This is a genomic window from Olsenella sp. DNF00959 (assembly GCF_001553055.1).
In the GTDB taxonomy this organism is placed as follows: domain Bacteria; phylum Actinomycetota; class Coriobacteriia; order Coriobacteriales; family Atopobiaceae; genus Olsenella_I; species Olsenella_I phocaeensis.
On record NZ_KQ960123.1, the window covers coordinates 385,481 to 407,203 of the forward strand.

The 21,723-nt window shown below is 62.6% G+C and carries 18 protein-coding genes; 13 read left to right on the top strand and 5 right to left on the bottom strand.

Going from position 1 to position 21,723, the window contains the following annotated elements:
* Nucleotides 1–125 precede the first annotated feature (125 nt).
* The 11 genes from gndA (at nucleotide 126) to HMPREF1868_RS01725 (ending at nucleotide 10,149) form a co-directional block, all read left to right on the top strand.
* Nucleotides 126–1,559 carry an NADP-dependent phosphogluconate dehydrogenase gene (gene gndA / locus HMPREF1868_RS01680; RefSeq protein WP_062529808.1) on the top strand — a complete coding sequence of 478 codons (1,434 nt, stop codon included), beginning with the start codon at nucleotides 126–128 and terminating at the stop codon, nucleotides 1,557–1,559.
* A gap of 35 nt (nucleotides 1,560–1,594) precedes the next feature.
* Nucleotides 1,595–2,038, top strand: a complete 444-nt coding sequence (locus HMPREF1868_RS09495; protein ID WP_072500683.1) for a PTS sugar transporter subunit IIA — start codon at nucleotides 1,595–1,597, stop codon at nucleotides 2,036–2,038.
* A 49-nt stretch (nucleotides 2,039–2,087) separates the two neighbouring features.
* Nucleotides 2,088–2,387, top strand: coding sequence for a PTS sugar transporter subunit IIB (locus HMPREF1868_RS01685; RefSeq protein ID WP_062529810.1), 300 nt, complete (start codon nucleotides 2,088–2,090; stop codon nucleotides 2,385–2,387).
* A gap of 39 nt (nucleotides 2,388–2,426) precedes the next feature.
* Nucleotides 2,427–3,731: a PTS ascorbate transporter subunit IIC gene (locus HMPREF1868_RS01690; RefSeq protein WP_062529812.1), complete on the top strand. Its 1,305-nt coding sequence runs from the start codon at nucleotides 2,427–2,429 to the stop codon at nucleotides 3,729–3,731.
* A 40-nt stretch (nucleotides 3,732–3,771) separates the two neighbouring features.
* On the top strand, nucleotides 3,772–4,740 hold the full coding sequence (locus HMPREF1868_RS01695; protein WP_062529814.1) for a phosphotriesterase family protein: 969 nt from the start codon (nucleotides 3,772–3,774) through the stop codon (nucleotides 4,738–4,740).
* A gap of 45 nt (nucleotides 4,741–4,785) precedes the next feature.
* Complete coding sequence (locus tag HMPREF1868_RS09500) at nucleotides 4,786–5,760, top strand: D-isomer specific 2-hydroxyacid dehydrogenase family protein (protein WP_072500684.1); 975 nt, start codon at nucleotides 4,786–4,788, stop codon at nucleotides 5,758–5,760.
* A gap of 180 nt (nucleotides 5,761–5,940) precedes the next feature.
* Entirely contained in the window at nucleotides 5,941–6,603 is a 663-nt protein-coding gene (locus HMPREF1868_RS01705) for a bifunctional 4-hydroxy-2-oxoglutarate aldolase/2-dehydro-3-deoxy-phosphogluconate aldolase (protein ID WP_197414916.1), read from the top strand.
* Nucleotides 6,604–6,654: 51 nt separating this feature from the next.
* Entirely contained in the window at nucleotides 6,655–7,752 is a 1,098-nt protein-coding gene (locus HMPREF1868_RS01710; RefSeq protein ID WP_009279646.1) for an iron-containing alcohol dehydrogenase family protein, read from the top strand.
* A 41-nt stretch (nucleotides 7,753–7,793) separates the two neighbouring features.
* Nucleotides 7,794–8,633, top strand: coding sequence for an HAD family hydrolase (locus tag HMPREF1868_RS01715; RefSeq protein WP_062529820.1), 840 nt, complete (start codon nucleotides 7,794–7,796; stop codon nucleotides 8,631–8,633).
* Nucleotides 8,634–8,684: 51 nt separating this feature from the next.
* Nucleotides 8,685–8,978 carry a UxaA family hydrolase gene (locus HMPREF1868_RS01720; protein WP_072500685.1) on the top strand — a complete coding sequence of 98 codons (294 nt, stop codon included), beginning with the start codon at nucleotides 8,685–8,687 and terminating at the stop codon, nucleotides 8,976–8,978.
* Entirely contained in the window at nucleotides 8,971–10,149 is a 1,179-nt protein-coding gene (locus HMPREF1868_RS01725) for a UxaA family hydrolase (RefSeq protein ID WP_062529822.1), read from the top strand. The genes HMPREF1868_RS01720 and HMPREF1868_RS01725 overlap by 8 nt, the downstream gene beginning before the upstream one ends.
* A gap of 116 nt (nucleotides 10,150–10,265) precedes the next feature.
* On the opposite strand, the gene HMPREF1868_RS01730 is transcribed toward HMPREF1868_RS01725, so the two are convergent.
* Nucleotides 10,266–12,533: a KUP/HAK/KT family potassium transporter gene (locus tag HMPREF1868_RS01730; protein ID WP_062529824.1), complete on the bottom strand. Its 2,268-nt coding sequence runs from the start codon at nucleotides 12,531–12,533 to the stop codon at nucleotides 10,266–10,268.
* A 334-nt stretch (nucleotides 12,534–12,867) separates the two neighbouring features.
* Between HMPREF1868_RS01730 and HMPREF1868_RS01735 the strand changes: the two genes are divergently transcribed.
* Nucleotides 12,868–14,403, top strand: a complete 1,536-nt coding sequence (locus HMPREF1868_RS01735; protein ID WP_062529825.1) for a S10 family peptidase — start codon at nucleotides 12,868–12,870, stop codon at nucleotides 14,401–14,403.
* A gap of 97 nt (nucleotides 14,404–14,500) precedes the next feature.
* Here the strand turns inward: HMPREF1868_RS01735 and HMPREF1868_RS01740 are convergent, their stop codons facing one another.
* The 3 genes from HMPREF1868_RS01740 to rlmKL all read right to left on the bottom strand — a co-directional run bounded on the left by HMPREF1868_RS01740 (nucleotide 14,501) and on the right by rlmKL (nucleotide 17,943).
* Nucleotides 14,501–14,968, bottom strand: coding sequence for a type II toxin-antitoxin system HicB family antitoxin (locus HMPREF1868_RS01740; RefSeq protein WP_062529827.1), 468 nt, complete (start codon nucleotides 14,966–14,968; stop codon nucleotides 14,501–14,503).
* Nucleotides 14,969–14,988: 20 nt separating this feature from the next.
* The gene (locus HMPREF1868_RS01745; protein ID WP_062529829.1) at nucleotides 14,989–15,177 is read right to left on the bottom strand and encodes a type II toxin-antitoxin system HicA family toxin; all 189 of its coding nucleotides are present in this window, start codon (nucleotides 15,175–15,177) and stop codon (nucleotides 14,989–14,991) included.
* 315 nt (nucleotides 15,178–15,492) lie between these two features.
* Nucleotides 15,493–17,943, bottom strand: a complete 2,451-nt coding sequence (gene rlmKL, locus HMPREF1868_RS01750; RefSeq protein ID WP_231782225.1) for a bifunctional 23S rRNA (guanine(2069)-N(7))-methyltransferase RlmK/23S rRNA (guanine(2445)-N(2))-methyltransferase RlmL — start codon at nucleotides 17,941–17,943, stop codon at nucleotides 15,493–15,495.
* 475 nt (nucleotides 17,944–18,418) lie between these two features.
* On the opposite strand from rlmKL, the gene HMPREF1868_RS01755 reads away from it, so the two are divergent.
* Nucleotides 18,419–20,137 carry a phospho-sugar mutase gene (locus HMPREF1868_RS01755; RefSeq protein WP_062529831.1) on the top strand — a complete coding sequence of 573 codons (1,719 nt, stop codon included), beginning with the start codon at nucleotides 18,419–18,421 and terminating at the stop codon, nucleotides 20,135–20,137.
* A gap of 219 nt (nucleotides 20,138–20,356) precedes the next feature.
* On the opposite strand, the gene HMPREF1868_RS01760 is transcribed toward HMPREF1868_RS01755, so the two are convergent.
* The gene (locus HMPREF1868_RS01760) at nucleotides 20,357–21,565 is read right to left on the bottom strand and encodes a cysteine peptidase family C39 domain-containing protein (RefSeq protein ID WP_062529833.1); all 1,209 of its coding nucleotides are present in this window, start codon (nucleotides 21,563–21,565) and stop codon (nucleotides 20,357–20,359) included.
* Nucleotides 21,566–21,723: the final 158 nt, after the last annotated feature.

Here is a 21,723-nt window from a genome sequence, read left to right on the forward strand (position 1 = left end):
CAAAAAACAAAAAAATTTCGACACCAAATACTAAATTGGAAAAAACTAGTCTAGAATATGACGAGTCTCAGGAGTTCATGTGTGGTTTGCGTTGTCCAGAAGGATCTCTTTGAAAGGGGAGCGCCATGGGCAGTTACGTGGGAGTCGTCGGAATGGGAGTGATGGGCCAGAGTCTTGCCCTCAACATCGCCAATCATGGCTATACCGTCTCGGTCTACAACCGTCACGGCGAGGCGACCAAGGACTTCATGGAGAGTCGCGTGAAGGCCCAGAAGGACAAGGTCACCGCAACATACGAGCTCAAGGACTTCGTGGACTCGCTTGAGGCTCCCCGCAAGGTCATCCTCATGGTGAAGGCCGGTCCCGTGGTCGATGCGGTCACCGACAGCCTCCTTCCCTTCCTCAGCGAGGGCGACATCGTCGTCGACGCCGGGAACTCCTATTACAAGGACACGAGTCGCCGCATGGCGGACTATGCAAAGAAGGGAATCAGCTTCTTTGGCATGGGTGTATCCGGAGGCGAGAAGGGCGCTCTCGTCGGTCCGTCCATCATGCCCAGCGGTGACAAGAATCTCTATGACAACTACCTTGGCAAGCTGCTGACCGACATTTCGGCCCATACCGAGGACGGCAGCCCCTGCTGCGACTACATCGGTCCGGAGGGCTCCGGCCAGTACGTCAAGATGGTGCACAACGGCATCGAGTACGGTGACATCCAGATCATCGACGAGGCCTACTTCATCATGAAGAACGTGCTCGGCATGAGCAACGCCGAGATGGCAGACGCCTTCGAGAGCTGGAACAACGGCCGCTTGGATTCCTTCCTGATAGAGATAACCTACAAGATCCTTCGCGAGAAGGACCCTGATACGGGTGACGACCTCATTGACCACATCTTGGACGAAGCCGCCCAGAAGGGCACGGGCATGTGGACGGCAATCGAGGGCCTCGAGATGCACATGGCGATTCCCACCATGGCGGAGGCCGTATTCGCACGTAACCTCTCGGCCGTGAAGGACGAGCGCGTCATCGCCTCAAAGGTGTTCACCGACAAGCCGAGCGTGAGCGTCGAGGACAGGGATGCGCTGCTCGCCGACCTCGAGCAGGCGGTGTACGCGAGCAAGATCATGTCCTACGCGCAGGGGTTCCAGCTTCTGGAAAAGGCATCCCGCGAGCATGACTGGAACCTCAAGCTCGGTGACATCGCACTGCTCTGGCGCGAGGGCTGCATCATTCGCGCGAAGTTCCTCGGCCGCATCAAGGCGGCATATGACCAGAGTGACGGCAAGGTTCAGAACCTCATGCTCACCGACGAGTTTCGCGACGAGATAAAGGCTGCCGTGCCTGGTTGGCGACGTGTGGTCGTCAAGGCCATCGAGGCCGGCGTCTATGTCCCGACCCTTGCCAACTCCCTTATGTACTTCGATGGCTATACGAGTGAGTTTCTCTCTGCGAACCTCTGCCAGGCGCAGAGGGACTGGTTCGGCGCCCACACCTATCACCGTGACGACCAGCCTCACGATCTCTCCTTCCACCACAGGTGGGAGGAGCTGGACTAGAAACGAGCCTCCTCCACCAAAAAAGGAGCAGACACATGCTTGAGAACTGGCTAAACAAAGATTGCATCAGCTTGAACGTTGACGCTCAGGACTATCGCCAAGCGATTCAGATTGGTGGTGATCTACTTGTTGCAAATGGCAAGGCAGAAAAAACTTTTGTCACGGCCATGATTGATGCTGTTGCTGACCTAGGGCCGTACATGGTTGTCGCTCCTGGTATTGCAATCCCTCATGCTCGTCCCGAGAGTGGTGCAAAGGCAGTCGGTCTTAGCCTGGTGACACTGAATAGCCCAGTTAACTTCGGGAACCTGGAAAACGACCCCGTGTGGCTTGTTGCTTGTCTATGCGCGCTGGATTCCGAGTCGCACATTGAGCTTCTACAGCGCTTCGCGAACCTCCTCGCTGATGATGAAGCGGTTAAGAAAATAAAGAACGCTAGTGATGCCGAAGAGGTTATTGAATTGATCTCAAGGTATTAGTAAGGAGGTATCGAGACCGCGAGTGCACATCTGAGCAAAGGAGAGATTTATGAAAAAGAGATATAGCATCACCGCTCTTTGCGGCATGGGACTTGGTACAAGCAGTCTTGCGCGTATGGCAATCATGGATTACGTCAAGAGTCATGGAATTGATGCGAATGTGACTGTCGCTGACATTGGTAGTGTCAAGGGCATTACGAGCGACATCATCCTGACCACTAAGAGCATGGCAAACCACATTCCCAGCTCTGTGAGCGAGCAGTCCACTGTCATTCTCGTTACGAACCTCATCAAGAAGGACGAAATCAACTCGAAGTTAGATGAGTACTTCTCCTCAGTTAGTGAGTAGCACGTTCTTGTCTGAGCTGACTCAAACAAAGGGGTAGTCATGGAATTGCTTAGCAATATTGGGAACTTTATTATCTTCCAAATTCTCGACCAGGCACCTATTTTCCTCGGTCTCATCACTCTTGTGGGTATGCTTCTCCAGAAATCCAAAGGGTCCGAAATCTTTGATGCCGTCATCAAGACTGTCGTCGGCATGCTTATCCTTAGCGCTGGTGCCAATCTCATTTCTGGAACCATTACCCCGGTCATGCAGCTCCTCAACAATGTTGTCGGCGTTAGCGGTGTCATGCCTATGAACGAGGCCGCTTTCGGAGTCGCCATGACATCAGTGGCTGAGACTGCCGTGACCATCTTTGTCTTCGGCTTCTTGATTCATCTGGTCCTCGTATACCTCATCCCAAACAAAGGCATGAAGAACGTGTACCTTACCGCGCACATGATGCTTTATCTTGCTATCTTTCTGACACTTACAGTGAACTCCACGTTGGGTCTCGAGGGCATTCCCCTAATTGTTGTTTCCTCTGTCCTCGCGGCGCTCTACTGGACCTTTACTCCAGCAATTCCACGTGCCCTTGGTAAGAAGTATTTTGGCGAGGACTTTACTCTGGGCCACGCTCAGCAGTTTGGCACCCTGATAGGCGCTCTTTGCGGCAAACTCTTCAAGAACCATGCCGAGGAGGAAGACGCAGACAACATCGTTCTTCCCGGCGGTCTTTATCTTTTCCAGGACGTTACACTGGCGCTTTCCCTCATTATGCCCATTCTTTTCGTGATCATCGGTGTAGTGGTTGGCGAGGACCAGGTTATGACCCTTGCAGGCACCCAGAACTGGATTATCTTCCTGCTGATGCAAGGTCTACAGTTCGCGGCCGGGGTTGCGGTGATGCTCTACGGAGTGCGCATGTTCCTGAACTCGATCATACCCGCCTTCAAGGGCATTTCTGAGAAGCTCATTCCTAATTCAGTTCCCGCACTCGATTGTCCCGTCCTGTACCCTTACAGCCCCTCTGGTGCAATGTTCGGTTTCCTTGGATCTATTCCTGCTGGCATTCTTGTGTGCGTGCTTACGGCTGTGCTCGGCTCCGCGGTCGTTGTCTTCCCAAGTCCCATCATCCTTTTCTTCGACGGATGCACAGTCGGTGTGTTTGGTAACAAGTACGGTGGTTGGAAGGGCGCACTCCTGGGCGGCTTCGTTTCCAGCCTCATTGCTCACCTTGCTATCATCCCGCTATACCCAATGATGGGTTCTCTCTTCGGGTCTGGTCTCATGTTCAGCAACATTGACTACGCAGTCCTCTGGCTGCCTCTTCTGCTGGTATTTAAGTTCATTGGTGGCCTCATCTAATTTCAGTCTTGTCGGTGTTATGCCTGAATGGAGGTTGGTCATGAGATATGTCCAGACAGTTCTCGGAAAAGTGCCGGTTGATGACATCGGGATGACAGACGCTCATGACCACCTCATTCGTGTTGGTGGCATCGAGGTAATCTGCAATGGCTCAGATTTCGACATGCATGACGAACGCAAGGCACTGGAGGAACTTGAGCTATTCAAAGCGGTGAACGGAAACACGCTGGTCGAAATGACACCCATCGGCAGCGGCAGATCAATTGAAAGCTTGAGATTCCTTAGTCGTGAGTCAGGAGTTAACATCCTGTCAACGACAGGCTTTCACAAGTCAGAGCTCTATGACAAGTCTCACTTCTTGTGGAAATACGATCGAGATACACTTGCTCAACTCCTGATTGATGATGTGATGAGGGGTATAGACGTCTACGACTATGCTGGTCCAGTCGTGAAACGTTCAGAGGGCAAGGCTGGACTCATCAAGGCGGCATGTAGCCTTCAGAGCATCACATCGATTGAAAAGAAGGAACTTGAGGCGGCAGCGATTGCCTCAGGCGAGACGGGCGCACCGATTTCTCTTCACCTTGAAAAGGGAACCATGGCGCTTGAGGCGATTGACATCCTAACAAGAAACGGGGTTAGCCCGGACAACATCATCCTTGGCCACATTGATCGCAATCCAGACCTCTACTACCACAGAGCGATAGCCGAGCGTGGAGTGTTCCTGGCATACGATGGCGCTGCACGAGTTAAGTACTACACAGACGCTGTGATTGTTAGTCTGTATAAGAGCATGATTGACCTGGGCTTTGAGGATCAGCTCCTGATGGGTGCGGATCTCGGTGGAAAATCCTATTTCAGGGCATACGAGGGCGGTCCGGGATTGGGCTACAACTTCGGAATATTCGTTCCGAGATTGATTGATTGCGGCGTGCCTGAGGAAACCATACGAAAGATAACGATATATAACGCTAGAAATGCGTTCTGCAACAAAAAATTTGAGATTTAGCTCTTCAGACTTACTTTGCTGAAAGACGAAAAGAGATTGGGATTCATGGACTATCAAATTGCAATCGTTAATTCATCATCTTTTGGTCAGTACTATCCGGAGCACCTGGAGAGACTGGAAAAAATTGGCAGGGTGGCTCGTGTGCGCATTGCTGGGGATGCCCATGGACGTGAGCTCGCCAATGTCCTCAGGGACTTTAATGTCGTCATTTCATCCGTTACCCCGTTTTTTGATGCCGAGTTCTTCGAGTACAAAACGGACTTGCTCCTTCTGAGCAGGCATGGAATTGGGTTCAACAACGTGGATGTTGTTGCTGCAAAGAGGGCCGGGACCTTGGTGACAACTGTCTCCCCGAGGGTTGAGCGCGATGCGGTCGCAGAAGGTGCGGTTGCGACGTTGTTGGATGTCATGCGAAGAGTCAGTGACTCTCATGCTGCAGCGAATGCGGGTCGGTGGGCTGACAGAGCAAGCTTTATTGGGTCTGGTTTGAGTGGAAAGACCCTTGGTATTGTTGGCTGTGGCAATATAGGCTCTCGTGTGGTCGAGATTCTGAGCCGTGGCTTTGACATGCGAGTTCTCGCATACGATCCTATTCAACATGGGATGTGGGCTGATGTTCTCGGAGTGAGGTACTGTGGTCTCGACGAGGTTATCTCCCAGTGTGATGTCCTCTCGCTCAACGCAGATCTCAATGAGAGCTCACATCACATTATCAACGAGCGTACTTTGTCGCTCATGAAGAGAGGCGTCTATGTCGTTGACAATGCGCGAGCAGACCTCATAGACCAGGAGGCGATGTTGAGGGCGCTTGATAACGGAACCGTAGCTGGTCTCGCTCTTGATGTCATGCATGATGAGCCGCCTGCACCGGATGACCCTTACTTCAACCACCCAAAGGTCCTGGTTACGACACATATTTCTGCGTATACCAGGGAGTGTCTGTACGGAATGGGTGAGAAATGCGTCGGTGATGTCGAGAGGTTTGTACGGGGCGAAGCGCCTGTCAATGCAAAAAGCTAACGCGATTTCCCCATTGAACTGAACGTTGGTGGCTGTCCTGACTGCTCCTCTGGTCGGGACAGCCATCTCCTTTTCGTCTTCTATATGAAAAAAATTCGACAATAGAAAGAAAATAGGAAAAAGAATTCGCTATACTGGAGTCAGGAGAGAAAATCTTTCTAGACAAAGCTAGGAGGGCAGATGACTGGTATTTCATTCATGAAGGAGAACGGCTTCTATGAGGACGTTGCTCGCTGTGGCGTGGTGCCTGTCGTGGTGCTAGACGATCCGGCTGATGCCGTTCCCCTGGCACGTGCGCTCGAGGAGGGTGGACTTCCTGCGGCGGAGGTGACGTTCAGGACCGCCGCGGCGGCAGAGTGCATCTCGCTGATTTCCCGCGAGTGCCCGGGCGTCCTGGTTGGCGCGGGAACCGTCCTTGACCTGGAGCAGGCAAAGCGTGCCGTCGACGCGGGTGCAAGGTACCTCGTCTCTCCAGGCACGGATCGCGATGTCGTCGAGTGGGCCCTCTCCGAGCGCGTGAACGTCATTCCCGCCGGCGTCACGCCAACCGAGATCACCTGGCTGAGGAACCAGGGAATCGACGTGACGAAGTTCTTCCCGGCGAATCTTTTCGGAGGCGCAAAGGCGATCACTGCACTCGCTTCGGTCTTTGTCGGGCATAGGTTCATGCCCACGGGAGGAGTGAGCCGGGACAACCTTGGCGAGTACCTCTCCAATCCTGCGGTGATTGCGGCAGGGGGAACGTGGATGGTGAAGCCCGCCCTGTTCGCGGACGGCGACTTCTCCGAGGTGACGCGCATCGCGCGAGAGGCGTCGGAACGCGTGTCAGGGATTCGCTCCTAAGGACACGAGGGCTTTCGCAGTATTCACGCCGTGTGGATGGAGATGAGTGACATGGCAAGCAGCACGACAGAGCTGGACACCGCAATCAAATTCGGAGCAGGAAGGTATCGCCAGGAACGGGGCTTGCTGGCGGAGTGCGGCCCAGAGATCGGCCGATTCGGGAGGCGTCCCCTCGTGGTCGCCGGCCCCAACTCCTGGGAGGCAATGGGAGACGCCCTGATGCGCAGCATGGAGGCGGATGGGCTCAGGCCCCAGGTGGAGGTCTACGGGGGATGGTGCTCCTTCGAGGGTGCCGAGGAGCTCGCCGAGAAGGCAAGGAAGTACGGTGCCGACGAGGTCGTCGGCGTTGGCGGGGGCAGGATCATGGACCTCGCCAAGGCAGTCGGCGAGACGGCGGGCCTGGGCACGGTGAACATTCCCACTGCGGCATCGAGCTGTGCCCCCTTCACCTGCATGAGCGTCATGTACACCGCAGAGGGCGGCAAGAAGCTCAGCTGGCGCTTCGACCACGAGATCGACGCATGCCTGATGGACATGGACGTCATCGCGAACTGTCCCATCCGATTTACCGCGGCTGGCATCGTCGACGCCATGGCCAAGCGCATCGAGATGCTGAACGGAAAGCCCGCCCTCAGCCTGGCAGACACCCCCGTCGACATCTTCAGCGCCTACAGCATCGCCGAGTACACCTACAGGGTCCTCAAGGACAACGCCCTCACGGCCATCGAAGACAACCGCAGGCACGAGGCCACCAAGGCACTCAACGACGTGGCGTTCATGAACGTTCCCATCACGGGCGTCATCGCCAACACGACGAAGAGCTTCAAGCAGTCCGAGCTCGCGCATGTGATCTACGACGGCGTGAGGACCATCTTCACCAAAGAGGGCCAGAAGGCCGTCCACGGCGAGATCGTCGGCGTCGGGCTCTTCTGCCAGCTCTACTTCAACGGCCAGCAGGACCAGGTGCAGGAGCTTCGGGAGTTCATGCGTGCCATGGACATGCCGCTCAGCTTCGAGGACCTGGGCATCGAGTCGAGCGACAAGAACCTTGACGCCATCGAGGAGTACATTGTCAACTCGAGGCACTACAACAGCGACGACCCTGATGACCGTCGTCGCCTTCACGAGGCCGTCCATCAGATGGCATAGGTTCGATAGCCAAGGAGCTTGGCTGGCGAGAGGGGAATGCGATGACCGGGATGCCGCAGATGGTCTTCTGTGACTTGGACGGGACCCTTCTCGACGGCGAGAAGCAGATGAGCGACCGCACCCGGAGGGCCCTGCAGAGGCTCGCCGGGTGCGGCATTGGCTTCGTTCCCAGCACGGGCCGTTCCGTGGTGGGCATTCCGCAGGAGGTCATCGATCTCTCTGGCGCTCGTTACGCGATCACGGCCGATGGTGCCACGGTCTGCCAGCTTTCCCACGGCGGGCAGACGGACCTTCGCGCCAGCACGATCCCGCGGGACGCGGTCGTCGGCCTCCTGGACCTCGTCGGTCACTCGGCTTCGTACATCGACCTCTTCAGCGAGGGAGAGGCGTATGTCGAGCGGGGGGAGATGCGAAAGCTCGATGGCTTCGGGCTCCTGCCTGGCGACGTGGCATACATCCGCTCCGTCCGCAACGAGATCGACACCACGCTGGTGGACTTCGTTGCCCAGGGACACCCCGTCGAGCGACTCACGGTCTTCTTTGCGGATGAGAGAATGCGTGACGCCGTCTATGGCTTCTCACAAGAAAGAGGGGACCTGGCCTGCTACACCTCCCAGCGGGCGAACATCGAGGTCACGAGTGCCGGGGCGAGCAAGGGCAGTGCCCTGCTCTGGCTTTGCGACCGATTCGGCATACCTGCGGAGGAGACCATCGCGTTCGGGGACTCCCTGAACGACGTCTCGATGCTCAGGGAGGCCGGAGTCGGCGTCGCCATGGTCAACGCCGACGAGGGAGTCAGGATTCAGGCGGACGACGTCACTCGCCTCGGCAACGACGAGTCCGGCGTTGCCGAGTACCTCGAGGGGCTCCTCCCGGCCTGATCCGGAGACGTGCCGGCCAACCAGATTCTGTCGCGTCAAGGGAGGTCAATCGTGCCCTGCAAAGCCCTCTGCCTGCATGCCGACGACGATGTCGCCACCGTGCTGTCGGACGTCGCCATGGGCGACCGCGTCGTGGTGACCGACAAGGCTGGTGGACGCGTGTGCGAGCTCGTCTGCCAGGACTCGATCGACGCCTTTCACAAGATCGCCCTGCATCCCATCGGTTCGGGCGAGGTGGTCCATAAGTACGGAGAGGCGATCGGCAGGGCGACCGAGGACATCCTTCCGGGTGGCCACGTTCACGTGCACAACCTGGAGAGCATAAGGACGAGGAAGCATGATTAGCGGATACGTCCGCCCCGGCGGCAAGATGGGTATCCGGAACCACGTGCTCGTCCTCTCGAGCGTGGGCTGCGCCAACAATGTGGTACGACGCATCGCCCAGCAGGTCGAAGGCGCCGTTGGCGTGGAGAACACCAAGGGGTGCGGCCAGGTGGGCAACGGCATCAGGATCATGCGACGCTGCCTTGCCAACCTGACCCAGAACCCCAACGTCTTCGCAACTCTGCTTGTCGGATTGGGCTGCGAGAGCACGAAGCCCCTGGAGCTCGCCGAGCAGGTCTCGCGGATGAGCGACAAGCCTGTTGCCGCCATCACCATCCAGGATTGCGGCGGCACCCTGAAGGCCGTCGAGGAGGGCGTGCGCATCGCCCGCGAGCTGGTGGCGCAGTCCGCCCTGGCCCGGCGCGTTCCGATGCCCCTGAACAAGCTGGTTCTGGGAACGAACTGCGGAGGCTCGGATGCCACGAGCGGCCTGGCGGCAAACCCCACCATCGGTCTCGTGAGCGATTGGGTCATCGATGGCGGCGGCACCGTCCTCATGGGCGAGACGACCGAGCTCATCGGTGCCGAGCACATCCTCTCGCGCCGTGCTGCCACCAAGGAGGTCTCGGACGACATCCTGAGGATGGTCGGGCGTCTCGAGGACGATTTCCTGGCCAATGACATAGACGTGCGTGGTGCGAACCCCTCGCCCGGAAACATGCGCGGCGGCCTGTCGACGCTCGAGGAGAAGTCGCTGGGAGGCATCTCCAAGGGTGGCTCCCATCCCGTCTCGCAGGTGGTCCGGTACGGAGAGGTGCCCTCAAAGGGTGGCTTCGTCTTCATGGACACCCCGGGCTACGACATCGAGTCCGTCTCGGGCATGTCTGCCGGGGGAGCGCAGGTCATGCTCTTCTCCACGGGCAGGGGCACCCCGATAGGGAACCCCCTCATGCCAGTCATAAAGGTGACGGGGAACGCACTTACCTTCCAGCGCATGAGGGACAACATCGACTTCGATGCCTCCGGGGTCATAGCGGGGCGTTCTACGCTGGGGGAGCAGGCAGACTCCCTCAAAGCCCTGCTCCGTGACGTCTGCAACGGCACCCCATCCAAGGCGGAGCTCCTGGGATTCGACGACTTTGCCATCTATCACGGGCAGGAGTACTGGTGCGGCTGCGAGTTCGCATCGTAGCCCTGGCATGGCAGCCGGACCCCTGAGGCAGACATAAGGGTCTTCGACAAGACGAGAGGCACCGGACTGCGTCCCCGGTGCCTCTCGTCACTGAATCGCGCATGTGAAGGCTGGTCCTACTCCTCGCCCTCCTCGTCGAAGTAGCCCGCGTCCCCCGAGCCCTCCTCGTCCTCGTCGTCGATTACGAGGGGCCTGAAGCTCGCGGTGTCGCCACCGACGATCTCGTGCTCGACCTCCTCGGCGGCGATGGCGATCTGGCTCTTCATGGTGTCGGTGAAGATGTCGCCCTCCTCCTCGACGGCCTCCTCGGCCGTGACGGGTCGCATGCTGCCGGTGCTGCTCACGCCGGCGATGCGGGTGAGCTTGTGCTGGCGCTTGGACTTGCCGAACAGGGGGACGTGCTCGAAGATCAGGCTCGAGTTCTCGAGGCCGTACCAGCGTGCGGGAGAGCCGCAGATGCGGCGAATCAGGTACTTCAGGGCGATCACGTTGGCGTTCAGGCCCGAGATGTCGGACTCGGGCGAGAGGACCTTGCGGATCAGGCAGAAGCGGAAGTCGCCCACCTGGCTGTGGTCGCGGTAGATCGAGTACTTGTGGTCCTGCGGCGGCAGCTGGCCCGACGACATGAGGTCGGCCACGATCTGGTAGAGGTAGGTGTTGATGCGCTGGTTGACCCTGAAGCCCAGGCGCAGCTGCACCTTGAAGGCGAAGTCGGTGCCGAAGTCGTTCACGATGTACTCGTGGGTGTAGGGCTCGTTGGTGACCTGCACGTTGAGGAAGTAGTACGCCTTGGCGCGCTTGGGCCTCTTGTCCAGGATGGAATAGAGGATGTCGCGGTCCAGCTTGTCGGTCGAGGAGTCGTTGGTCAGGAAGATCAGGTTGTCGGCCACGTAGGGGTAGTCGTCGTCGTTGCGCAGGGCGTCCAGCTGGCCGATGTACTTGTTCACGGGCAGGTAGACGGTCTGGGTGTGCTCGACCGCCGTGCCGCGCCTCCACACGTACATGACCACGAAGATCGCCGCCGCCATGAGCACGGTGAAGTAGCCGCCGTGGAAGAACTTGGTCAGGCTCGAGAAGAAGAACATGAACTCGATGGCGCCGAAGAAGACCAGGAAGACCACGGCCAGGGCGCGCCGGCGCCTCACCTGCGAGAGGTAGGTGTAGAGCAGGATGGTGGTCATGAGCATGGTCACCGTGATGGCCAGGCCGTAGGCGGCCTCCATGTGGCTCGAGCGCTGGAAGAGCAGCACGACGAAGATGCAGGCCACCCACATGATGGAGTTGACCAGCGGGATGTAGATCTGGCCGCGGGTCTCGGAGGGGTAGTTGATCTTCATGTGGGGCATGAGGTCCAGGCGGATGGCCTCCGACACGATGGAGTACGAGCCGGTGATGAGCGCCTGCGAGGCGATGATGGCTGCCAGCGTCGAGAGGATGACGGCGAAGACGCGGAAGTCCTCGGGGACCATCTGGAAGAAGGGGTTGAGGTCGGTCACGCTGGCCAGGTGCTCGTTGCCACGCTGCGAGAGGATCCAGGCCCCCTGGCCCAGGTAGTTCAGGATGAGGCAGACCTTCACGAAGGGCCAGGTCATGTAGATGTTGGGCTTGCCCACGTGCCCCATGTCGGAGTAGAGGGCCTCGGCGCCGGTGGTGCAGAGGAAGACGTTGCCCAGGACCATGAGCCCCACGGCGTTGATGCTGCCGTCAAAGAGGAAGGTGATGCCGCGTAGGGGGTTGAGCGCGCGCAGCACGCCGAAGTCGGCGCCCATGTTGAGCAGGCCGGTGATTCCCAGAAAGAGGAACCACAGCGTCATGGCGGGACCGAAGATCTTGCCGATGGTGGAGGTGCCGGCACGCTGCAGGGCGAAGAGGGCGCAGAGGATCGCGATGGTGATGGCGATCACGACGCGCTGGTTCTCTCCGATGATGCCATAGAAGAAGTCGATGGTGCGCAGGCCCTCGATGGCGGTGGTCACCGTGACGGCGGGGGTCAGGATGCCGTCGGCGAGAAGGGCCGCCCCGCCGATCATGGCGGGGATGATGAGCCACTTGGCGCAGCGCTTGACCAGGCTGTAGAGGGCGAAGATGCCGCCCTCGTTGTGGTTGTCGGCCTTCATGGCCACCAGGACGTACTTGACGGTGGTGATGAGGGTCAGGGTCCAGATGATGAGCGAGAGCGCGCCCAGCACCGTGTCGGTCTGCATGCTCGCGAGGCCGCCGTTGTCGGCCATGATGGCCTTGAGGGTGTACATGGGGCTGGTGCCGATGTCTCCGTACACCACGCCCAGGGTCACCAGGACCATTCCGGCGGAGAGGGGAATCCCGGCGCCCCTCGACCTCGGTCGCCTCTTGGGGGTGGTGGCCGAAAGCTTGTCTTGACTCATGACGCTCCATCCGACGAGGACACGCTGCCCGTGGCGCGTCGCGTCCCGGGCAGGGTTGCCACGCACAAGGCGTAGGCAGCCTACCAGATAAGGATAGTTCAAACCGAAGAACTCTAGCACGACCTGGACCGTCGTTGGACGTCGGGACCCCTGCTGTGAAGATGTCGTCTTGAGGTCCGGGTTTGCCCAGGTGAGAGGCTGACTTGCGCAACTCGCCCGCCCCGTGGCCGAGCCGACGCATACAATGGCCGGGAATGAGTGGGAGGCCCCTCTCGCCCGTTGGTGCGAGGCGAGGGGAGCCAGGCATCGGCCCTCGGGCCAGTGAGGAGAAACGATGGCAGAGCAGGACGCCACCAACGCCGCGACCGCGCCGCAGGCGGCCACAAGGATTCCCAAGGACAGCTTCATGACCGTGCCGGCGGACCCCCGCCTGGAGACCCCCCAGTCCGCGACGGCCCGCCTCGCGTGGGACGGCTCGGGCGCGAGCGCCGGCGAGCACATCGACTACGACTGCACGGCCGCCCACCTGGACGTGCGCGCGGACACCGGCGCCCTCATCGGGCGCATGTTCTCGATGACCTACGTGGCGGTGGACGACGAGGGCAGGGCGGACGCCGCCCGTCCCGTGACCTTCGCCTACAACGGCGGTCCCGGCTGCGCGAGCGTGCCCATCAACTTTGGCGGCATCGGGCCCCGCCGCGTGCGCACCGACGGCGTCAGCCACCTTGCCCATCCCATCGTGGTCGAGGACAACCCCTGCACCCTGCTGCGCCAGACCGACCTCGTATTCCTGGACGCCCTGGGCACAGGCTGGTCGAGCGTGGCGGAGGGCGCCGACACCTCCAAGATCTTCGGCGTGGACGGCGACGCGGACGCCTTCGCGCGCGCCATCAGCCAGTGGCTGGAGGAGAACGGCCGCTGGACCAGCCCCGTCTACCTCTTCGGGGAGTCCTACGGCACCGTGCGCAACGCCGTCCTGATGCGCCTCCTGGGCGAGCGCGACGTCAAGCTGGCCGGCGTCACCATGCTCTCGGCCATCTTCGACTGGGTCCAGGTCCAGGAGGGGGAGGACCTCTATCACCTGGGCATGATGCCCACCATGGCCGCGGCGGCGCAGTTCTTTGACAAGGCGGGGCAGGGCGTGGGCGAGGACGAGTGGTTCCAGCGCGCCATGGACTGGGACGAGGACGTGCTGGCTCCGGCGCTCCTGCGCGGCGACCGGCTTGACCCTGCACGCGAGGACGAGGTCGCGCGCCAGATGGGCGAGTTCATCGGACTTCCCGCCGAGCACATCCGCCGCGCGCGCCTGAGGATTACCCTGGACGACTTCCGCCGCAACATCCTGGCCGACGAGGGGAAGGTCTGCGGCCGGCTCGACATGCGCTTCAGCTCGGACGCGCCGGTGGCCGTCCAGTCGAGCAACGCCTGGTTCGCGGGTGAGGACGCGGCCGACGACGCCGTGGAGTCCAGCTGGACCAGCGCCTTCAGGCGCTTCCTCCACGACGAGCTGGGGTATCGCGGCCCGGCGCGCTACCTCTCGAGCAACTACGAGCGCGTGGGAGTCAACTGGAAGTGGACGCACGAGGAGCCCGGCAAGGACGGAGAGAGCTTCGCGCCCAACGTCGCCTACGACATCGCGGTCGCGATGAGGCGCAACCCCCACATGAAGCTGGCGATCTTGGGAGGGCGCTACGACGCGGCGACCAACTACTGGAACGTGGTCCACGACATGAGCTGCCAGTTCCTCTCGTCCGAGCTCAAGGGACAGGTCGAATGGCACCTCTATGGCTGCGGGCACATGGCCTACGTGGACGTGCCCACGCTCGAGGCCATGTCGCGCGACATGGAGGCCTTCTACAAGAGGGCATAGGCGCGCGCGACCCTACGGAGCTCGCGGCGAAGCATGCGGGGGACAGGCCGTTGGCTTGCCCCCGCATGCAGCTGGCGTGAACCCGAAGAGGCAGGGGCTAGGCCAGGGCGGCCCGCTGCCGTCCGGAGGGCCGCCCTGGCCGGCTTCCCTCTGCGAGCCTGCGCTCGATGCTGGCAACGGTCACGAAGGTGTGCCTGCCGATTCGGAACCCATCCAATATCCCGGAGGCGATCATCTGGGTGACCCTGCCCGCCGAGACACCAAGCCTCCTGGCGGCTTCGGCGGCGCTGACGCGCTCGCCGGGCAGGACGTAGGAACCGTCTGTCTGGAAATACACGGCGACAGCCTCGCGTCCGTCGTCAGGGGAGACCTGCCGGGGCTCGGGGACGGGCTCGCCGTGGGCAAGCAGGGACGCGATGTAGGTGGCCATGGCGTCAGCGGCGCTTGCGAGCGCCCTCATGCGCGTGTCGCCATGGCTGAAGCAGCCGGGGAGGTCGGGGACGCTGACGTCATAGCCCCCCTCCTCGTCCTTTTCGAGCACGGTCATGAAGACATAGTCCCTCATCGAACCAACCCCTTCGCTCCCTAGATCCAGCCTGCCGCCTTGGCGATGTTTCGGTACGTGCCGACGGGAATCTCGCGCTTCGCCGTGGGGACGGTGATCATCCATCCTGACCTGCGAAAGATGATGTGACTGCCACGACCCGGCTCGTCGTCCCAACCTTTGCGCCTCAGACGTCTGATCACCTCTCGGACCTCTTGCTCTTTCGGCATTCCCTCTCCCTAACTATAAAGACTTTATAGTTATAGTCAATGGGATCCTAGTTACGTAATACGATATTACATAACTGAAATCAGCATGGAGTTCAGGGAATGGGCGAGAGGGGCGCGCCGGCTCGATCGAGGGCCTAGTACATAGCTCCGAGGGGGCGGGCACGGAGCCCACCACTCTCGTTATGCGAGGGATGCCAGCTCGCGCCTAGTCACATGGTCGCTGTCGGTGCCCTGGCCATGCCGCATGGGCGACGTCCTGACTGGTTGCCATGCGCGGGGTCCCTCGCGTCAGGTCGCTCCTATGGGCCGACGGCCCTACGCGCGCGACTCCGTGGCGACGCGCCGCAGAACGTAGCAGTGGTGCACCTTCTGGTTGCGCGAGAAGTCCTCGGGGATGGTCTGCGTGGTCACGTCCTCGAGCTCCACGCCATAGCGGCGGAGCTTCTCCACGTCGGGCCTGAAGTCGCGCAGGTTGCAGCAGAAGACGGCACGGCCGTTCCTGGTCAGGATGTGGCTCAGGCCTATGAGCAGCTCGGCATGGTCGCGCTGCACGTCCCAGCTCCCGCGCATGCGGTTGGAGTTCGAGAAGGTGGGCACGTCGCAGAAGACGAGGTCCCAGCGGTTCGCGGTGCGTCTCTGCTCGCTCACCCACCCTATGACGTCCGCCTGGACGAACTCGTGCTCCGGCCCGTCGAAGCCATTGCGCTCCATGTTGCGGCGAGCCCAGTCAAGCGAGGGGCGGCTCATGTCCACGGTCGTGGTGTGCTTGGCGCCCCCGTCCGCTGCGTAGCAGGTGGCGGACCCGGTGTAGGCGAAGAGGTTGAGGAAGCGCTTCGAGCCCTCGGTCTTCTTGGCCATCTCGCGCAACATGGCACGGGTCTCGCGGTTGTCGAGGAAGAGCCCGCAGTCCAGGCGGGTGGAGAAGCTGACCTCGAAGGTGAGCCCACCCTCGTCCACAAGGTGCGCGCCCTTGGGGAGCGTCGGCCGGCGGGGGTGGTCCTGTCGAGCGTGCGCGTCCCTCTCCCTCCCATAGACGCGCTCGCGGCGAGCGTCCTGGCCCGCAGACGCCTCGTCGGCGTACTGCGAGCCGCCACGGGCGCGGGTGCGCACGCGGACGAAGCAGTCCTCAGGGCGGACGTCCAGGACGCGCGGCGCGATGGCCAGCACGTCGAGGAGCCTCATGCGCGCGAGCGCGGGGTCGACGGACTTCGGCGGGGCGTACTCGAAGACCTGCAGCCAGCGCCCCCTGCCCTTGCGCGCGGGCATGAGCTCGGAGCCCTGGAAGAGGTCGATGGTGACGGCGTAGTCGGGCAGGTCTGCGTCATAGACGCGGTAGCAGCTCACGTCCTCGCGCCGCGCCCACTTGCGCCGGAGCCGGGCGACCTTCGCCAGGCGCGCGGCGAACTGGTCGCTGGCGGGTACCAGCACGGGGACCCTCTGGCCGTCGGGAAGGGTCAGCTGGGGGCGCTCCCGGGCCGCCCCTCCCAGCGCCTCGGCGGCAAAGACGCGCACGCTCGCCCTGTCCTGACCCACGTAGACCTCGCTCGTGCTGGCAGGGCTGGCGCCCAGGACGGAGTCGACCGTGGCGTCCTTCGCCAGCACGACGAGCCGCGACCGGTCGTCAGCGAGCGCCGACAGCGAGACGACGTCCGCCAGCGATGACGCCTGCACGGCGACCTCGTCCTCGGCAAGCCATGACAGGTCGGCCACGAGCAGGGGAGAGAAGCCACCCTTCCGCTCGGAGCAGTGGCCCTCGAGGAGCTCCTGCAGCCATGACAGGCTGCCCATGCGGAGCTCGACGTCCATTCCGGCCGCGCGGAGCGCCTGGCGGGCGGAGTCGAGTGCGCCCTTGCGGGCCTCGGAGGCGAGAAGGACGAGCTGCGTCCGCCCCGAGCTCACGCGCTCTTGGCCGAGCTCCGCCCGCTCCTGGGCCTCGGCGAGGAGGCGCTGCCATGTCTCCTCGTCGTGCCCAAGCCAGCCCTGGAAGCCCCAGCGTCGCCTGAGCAGCCCAGGGGCGCGGTCGAGCGCCTGCGCGGCCGCCTCGACCACCAGGGTGCCCGCCCCGGAGTGCGCGACGGCGAGCGTGGGGTCGTCGCGGCGGCAGCTGCGGAACCAGCCGCCCGCCGCGAGGAGGGCGGCCGCGTAGTCGGGCCTGAGGGGCGCGATGCTCGCGCGCGGCGAACGCGCGGCCTCGTATCCGCGGCGGAAGAGCGCCTCTCCGCTGAGGTCTATGCCCACGGTCGCGCGCTCACGTGAGACGCGCACCACCACGCGGAGGTCTGGGTGCGAGGTATCGACGTCAGGTCGTGCCCCGGTGCGCGTGAGCATGCGGTCGACGATGGCGTCCTTTGCCCTGACCGCCACGAACTGGGTGTTCCTGAGCTGGGAGTTGGTGCCGTGGGCGTCCACGGCCACGGTCGAGCTGGGGAGGAGCTGCTCCTCCCAGGGAATCTCGGAGATACCCTGATAGAGCGCGTCGGCATCGCGCGCGCTCACACGGGCGAGGACCAGCACGACGCGGGAGGCGATGCGGGACCAGAGGCAGGCGCGGTAGGCGTCCTCGAGGTCGCCCACGAAGCCGACCTGGCCCCTGAGGGGGCGCAGCTGCTGGATTCGCAGGCCAGAGAGCTCGTCGGCGAGCAGCTGCTCGAAGCCGGAGGGGCAGCTCGCGAAGAACTCGAGGCCTCCGGTTGTCTCGCGGCGCACGTCGCCTTCGTCGGGGACTTCTGTGGCTGTCTGGGTGGTGGGGCCTGGCTCGGCGTTCATCGGGTCACCTTTCGCCCGTGGAATGTAGGTGCGAACCATGATAGCTGGGCTCCTCTCGCCGTTCTGGGAATCGTCGGGTGCTCCCCAAAGCCACACGCCCCGTCACGCCGGGAGGCTGGTGCGCAGGCTGGGGCCAGATTGCGCACGAAATTCTCCCGAGCTGGGAAAACGTGAGATTGCGCGCAGGCTGTTCGTGGCTTGCGCGCCGCAGACGAGACTCCGGGGCCATTGCCGCGCAGGTCGCTTGCGGTTTGCGCGCGAATCTCTGCTGGGCTGGGGAAAGGCCGAGACCCGCGCAGTCTGTCCGCGGTTTGCGCGGCACGCACCTGCCGTCCCTCGCTCCGCTCCCCGCCCGCGGCATGCGCCGCCCCTCTGGCGCGGCCGCGGCCCCGGAGGTGCCCCCCAACGACTACCATGATGGGCAAGGTACATATAGGGCGCGAGAGCGCAGCAGGTCGACCCAAAGGAGAAGCACATGGACAAGGACACGCAGGCCAAGGTCCAGCTTTGGAGGGAGAAGGTCAGCGAGCCTGACCTCAAGGCCGAGCTCGAGGGGCTGGCATCCGACGACGAGGCCCTGAACGACGCCTTCTACCGCGACCTCGCCTTTGGCACCGCGGGTCTGCGCGGCGTCCTGGGCGTGGGCACCAACCGAATGAACGTCTACGTCGTTGCCCAGGCGACCCAGGGTGTGGCGGACTACCTCAACGCCCACTACGACAAGCCCACGCTCGCGCTCGCCCGTGACTCCCGCCTCAAGGGGGAGGACTTCCAGAAGGTCGCGGCGGGCGTCCTTGCCGCCAATGGTATCCACGTGTACGTCTACCCCCGCATCGAGCCCGTCCCCACGCTCTCGTTCGCGGTGCGTTACCTGCACACCTCTGCCGGCATTGTGCTCACGGCCTCCCACAACCCCGCGCAGTACAACGGCTACAAGGTCTACAACGACAACGGTGGCCAGATCACCGACGAGGCAGCGGACGAGATCAGCGCCAACATCGCCAAGGTCGATCCCTTCGAGGACGTCAAGCGCATGGACTTCGAGGAGGGGCTGGCCAAGGGCCTGATCGAGTGGACCCCCGAGGAGGTCCTGGACTCCTTCATCCAGAGCATCAAGAAGGTCTCGGTCCCCGGCTTCAAGGCTGACGAGAGCTACTCCGTGGTCTACACCCCGCTCAACGGCACCGGCATGGAGTGCGTCACGCGCATTCTCAAGGAGATCGGCGTCGAGAACGTGACCGTGGTCCCGGAGCAGGCCGAGCCCGACGGCAACTTCCCCACCTGCAAGTACCCCAACCCCGAGTTCCGCGAGGCGCTGGAGCTCGGCCTGAAGCTGGCCGACGAGGTCAAGCCCAACCTGCTCGTGGCCACCGACCCCGACGCCGACCGCATGGGCACCGCCATCCCGCACGACGGCGAGTACAAGCTGCTCTCGGGCAACGAGATGGGCGTCCTGCTCATGGACTGGCTCGCCAACATGGCCGAGGCCAACGGCGAGGACGTCGCGCGCAAGGTCGCGGTCACCACCATCGTCTCGTCCGCGATGCCCGATGCCCTCGCGCGTGACAAGGGCTTCGAGCTCAGGCGCGTGCTCACCGGCTTCAAGTACATCGGCGACCAGATCGACCAGCTCAAAGACGAGGGCGAGGAGGACCGCTATCTCATGGGCTTCGAGGAGTCCTATGGCTACCTCGTGGGCACCCATGCCCGCGACAAGGACGCCATCGTCGCGGTCGAGATGTGCGTCGAGATGGCGTCCGACTACGCCTCCCGCGGCATGGACCTCTACGAGGCCATGGAGGCCCTGTACCAGAGGTATGGCTACTACCTCAACGGCACGGTCAACGCCGCCTTCCCCGGTGCCGCCGGGGCGCAGAAGATGGCGGGCATCATGCAGGGCCTGCGTGACAACCCACCGGCGGAGATCGGCGGCCTCAAGGTCGTGGGCATGACCGACTACGCCACCGGCGCCCAGATGCCGCGCGTCTCTGGCCTGCAGAAGGAGGAGGCGCAGGCGCTGCCTCCCGCCAACGTGATCGAGTTCCGCCTGGAGGACGACAACAAGGTCATCTTCCGTCCCTCGGGGACCGAGCCCAAGGTCAAGGCCTACCTCTTCTCCAAGGGTGCCACGCGCGCCGAGTCCGAGGCCGTGAGGGACAAGCTCCAGGCGGCCTCCGAGGCGCTCCTCTCGTAGGACGCGGGAAGACATCGCCTGGCCTGCCTGACGGATGGCGTCGGGCAGCTTACGGGGCCGGGTCGCCTGGTTGGCGGCCCGGCCCTTCGTTGGTTGGGGTCAGGGTGCCTTCGGGCACGGTCCCTCTGGCGTGGGTCCCCGTTGCCGCCACGCATGGAGATGCCCCGGGCGAGAGGTGAGTCCCCCTCGCCCGGGGCATGGGCCAGAACGTTCGTGGGACTACTCGCCGGAGGAGTTGCCCTCCGTCGCGGACGACCCGCCGTCGTAGCTGAGGGCGTAGAAGACCGAGGAGTTGGAGCCGATGGTCCCGGCCGCCCAGCCGTGCGAGGAGGCCTGCTTGGAGCTGGGGTCGCGCAGGATGACCGAGCCGTCCTGGTTGGTGCCCACGACGACGGCCCAGTGGACGTAGGGGCTGTCGAAGTTCGCCGCGAGCTGGACGATGACCGCGACCTCCTGGCCGTCCGCGAGGATGGTGGAGAGGTTCTCTCCCGAGGCCGTGTACTCGTGCAGGGTGAGTCCCAGCTTCTGGGCCTCGCTCGCGAAGAAGTCGGTCTTGGTCGCGATGTCCTCGTTGGTGGCGTAGCTGCCGCTCGTCGCGTCGGCAGCGAGGTCGGCGGGGGTCTTGTCGGACTTGCCCGTGAGGCCCATGTAGGCTATGGCGAGGGAGGTCGGTCCCGAGCCGTTGACGCCGATGTTGCTGCCCGCGTAGTCCACGAAGCCCCAGCGGATGTCCCAGTCGTAGAGCTCGGGGAACGTGCCCTGGGTGACGCTGTCCTGGTAGGCCTGGGCGCTCTTCTCGGCCGTGGGGACCGCCGTCACGAAGTCGATGGCGTCGGGCTCGAGGAGGGCCAGCTCGCAGAGTCGCTCGTCCGGGTACTTGTTGGCGTTGGCCGCTATCTGGGCGATCTTCTCGCCGTGGTCGAGGGCGGTCGAGAACTTGGCCGTGAGGTCGTCGCTCGCGCCGGCGGCCACGCGCGAGTCGAGGGAGTTGCCTCCCTCCGCCTGCGAGGTCTGGTCGCCCTGGTCGGGCTGTGCGGGGGAGGAGCAGCTCCTGACGCAGCTCGAGACCCCCGCCACGAGGGCGAGGATGACGACGAGTCCGGCGAGGAGCAGGAGGAGCGAGCGATTGTTGAGGCCGTGGCGACCCAGCAGCCCTCCCGAGCCGCGCTCGAAGCCTATGCGGTGCGACTTGAGCGAGTAGCCCGTGTCATGGCCCGCGATGGAGCGGTAGTTGCGCTCGCTGCGGTAGCGACCCTGGTTCCTCTGGCTGGGGTGGGACGTGCCCTTGAGGGTGCGCCCCTGCCTGGAGCGCGAGTAGTCCCTGCTGTTGGTTGACCCGTAGCGCTGCTCGCTCTGCCGCTGGGCGACGGACCTGGCCGAGCGGCCCGAGGAGCCGCGGCGTCGTCTTGGGTCTGGGGAGTTGGCCATTTCGATTCCTCCGTAGCACTCTGGCGGACGCGCCCGGAACGTGCGCAATCGCACCACGTGCATCACATATTACGGCAGGCTGTCAGAACGGGTGCCAGGGGAGCGGCTAACGGAGGCCTGGCCAGGCAAGGTGCTAGTATCCTGGTCCCATGGGTCGG

Coding starts and splice junctions, on each gene's coding strand:
- HMPREF1868_RS01740 (WP_062529827.1), bottom strand. CDS start 14,968: ATGAGGGACTATGTCTTCATGACCGTGCTCGAAAAGGACGAGGAGGGG.
- HMPREF1868_RS09500 (WP_072500684.1), top strand. CDS start 4,786: ATGGACTATCAAATTGCAATCGTTAATTCATCATCTTTTGGTCAGTAC.
- gndA (WP_062529808.1), top strand. CDS start 126: ATGGGCAGTTACGTGGGAGTCGTCGGAATGGGAGTGATGGGCCAGAGT.
- HMPREF1868_RS01760 (WP_062529833.1), bottom strand. CDS start 21,565: ATGGCCAACTCCCCAGACCCAAGACGACGCCGCGGCTCCTCGGGCCGC.
- HMPREF1868_RS01705 (WP_197414916.1), top strand. CDS start 5,941: ATGACTGGTATTTCATTCATGAAGGAGAACGGCTTCTATGAGGACGTT.
- HMPREF1868_RS01735 (WP_062529825.1), top strand. CDS start 12,868: ATGGCAGAGCAGGACGCCACCAACGCCGCGACCGCGCCGCAGGCGGCC.
- HMPREF1868_RS01745 (WP_062529829.1), bottom strand. CDS start 15,177: ATGCCGAAAGAGCAAGAGGTCCGAGAGGTGATCAGACGTCTGAGGCGC.
- HMPREF1868_RS01695 (WP_062529814.1), top strand. CDS start 3,772: ATGAGATATGTCCAGACAGTTCTCGGAAAAGTGCCGGTTGATGACATC.
- HMPREF1868_RS09495 (WP_072500683.1), top strand. CDS start 1,595: ATGCTTGAGAACTGGCTAAACAAAGATTGCATCAGCTTGAACGTTGAC.
- rlmKL (WP_231782225.1), bottom strand. CDS start 17,943: ATGAACGCCGAGCCAGGCCCCACCACCCAGACAGCCACAGAAGTCCCC.
- HMPREF1868_RS01725 (WP_062529822.1), top strand. CDS start 8,971: ATGATTAGCGGATACGTCCGCCCCGGCGGCAAGATGGGTATCCGGAAC.
- HMPREF1868_RS01690 (WP_062529812.1), top strand. CDS start 2,427: ATGGAATTGCTTAGCAATATTGGGAACTTTATTATCTTCCAAATTCTC.
- HMPREF1868_RS01755 (WP_062529831.1), top strand. CDS start 18,419: ATGGACAAGGACACGCAGGCCAAGGTCCAGCTTTGGAGGGAGAAGGTC.
- HMPREF1868_RS01715 (WP_062529820.1), top strand. CDS start 7,794: ATGACCGGGATGCCGCAGATGGTCTTCTGTGACTTGGACGGGACCCTT.
- HMPREF1868_RS01685 (WP_062529810.1), top strand. CDS start 2,088: ATGAAAAAGAGATATAGCATCACCGCTCTTTGCGGCATGGGACTTGGT.
- HMPREF1868_RS01710 (WP_009279646.1), top strand. CDS start 6,655: ATGGCAAGCAGCACGACAGAGCTGGACACCGCAATCAAATTCGGAGCA.
- HMPREF1868_RS01730 (WP_062529824.1), bottom strand. CDS start 12,533: ATGAGTCAAGACAAGCTTTCGGCCACCACCCCCAAGAGGCGACCGAGG.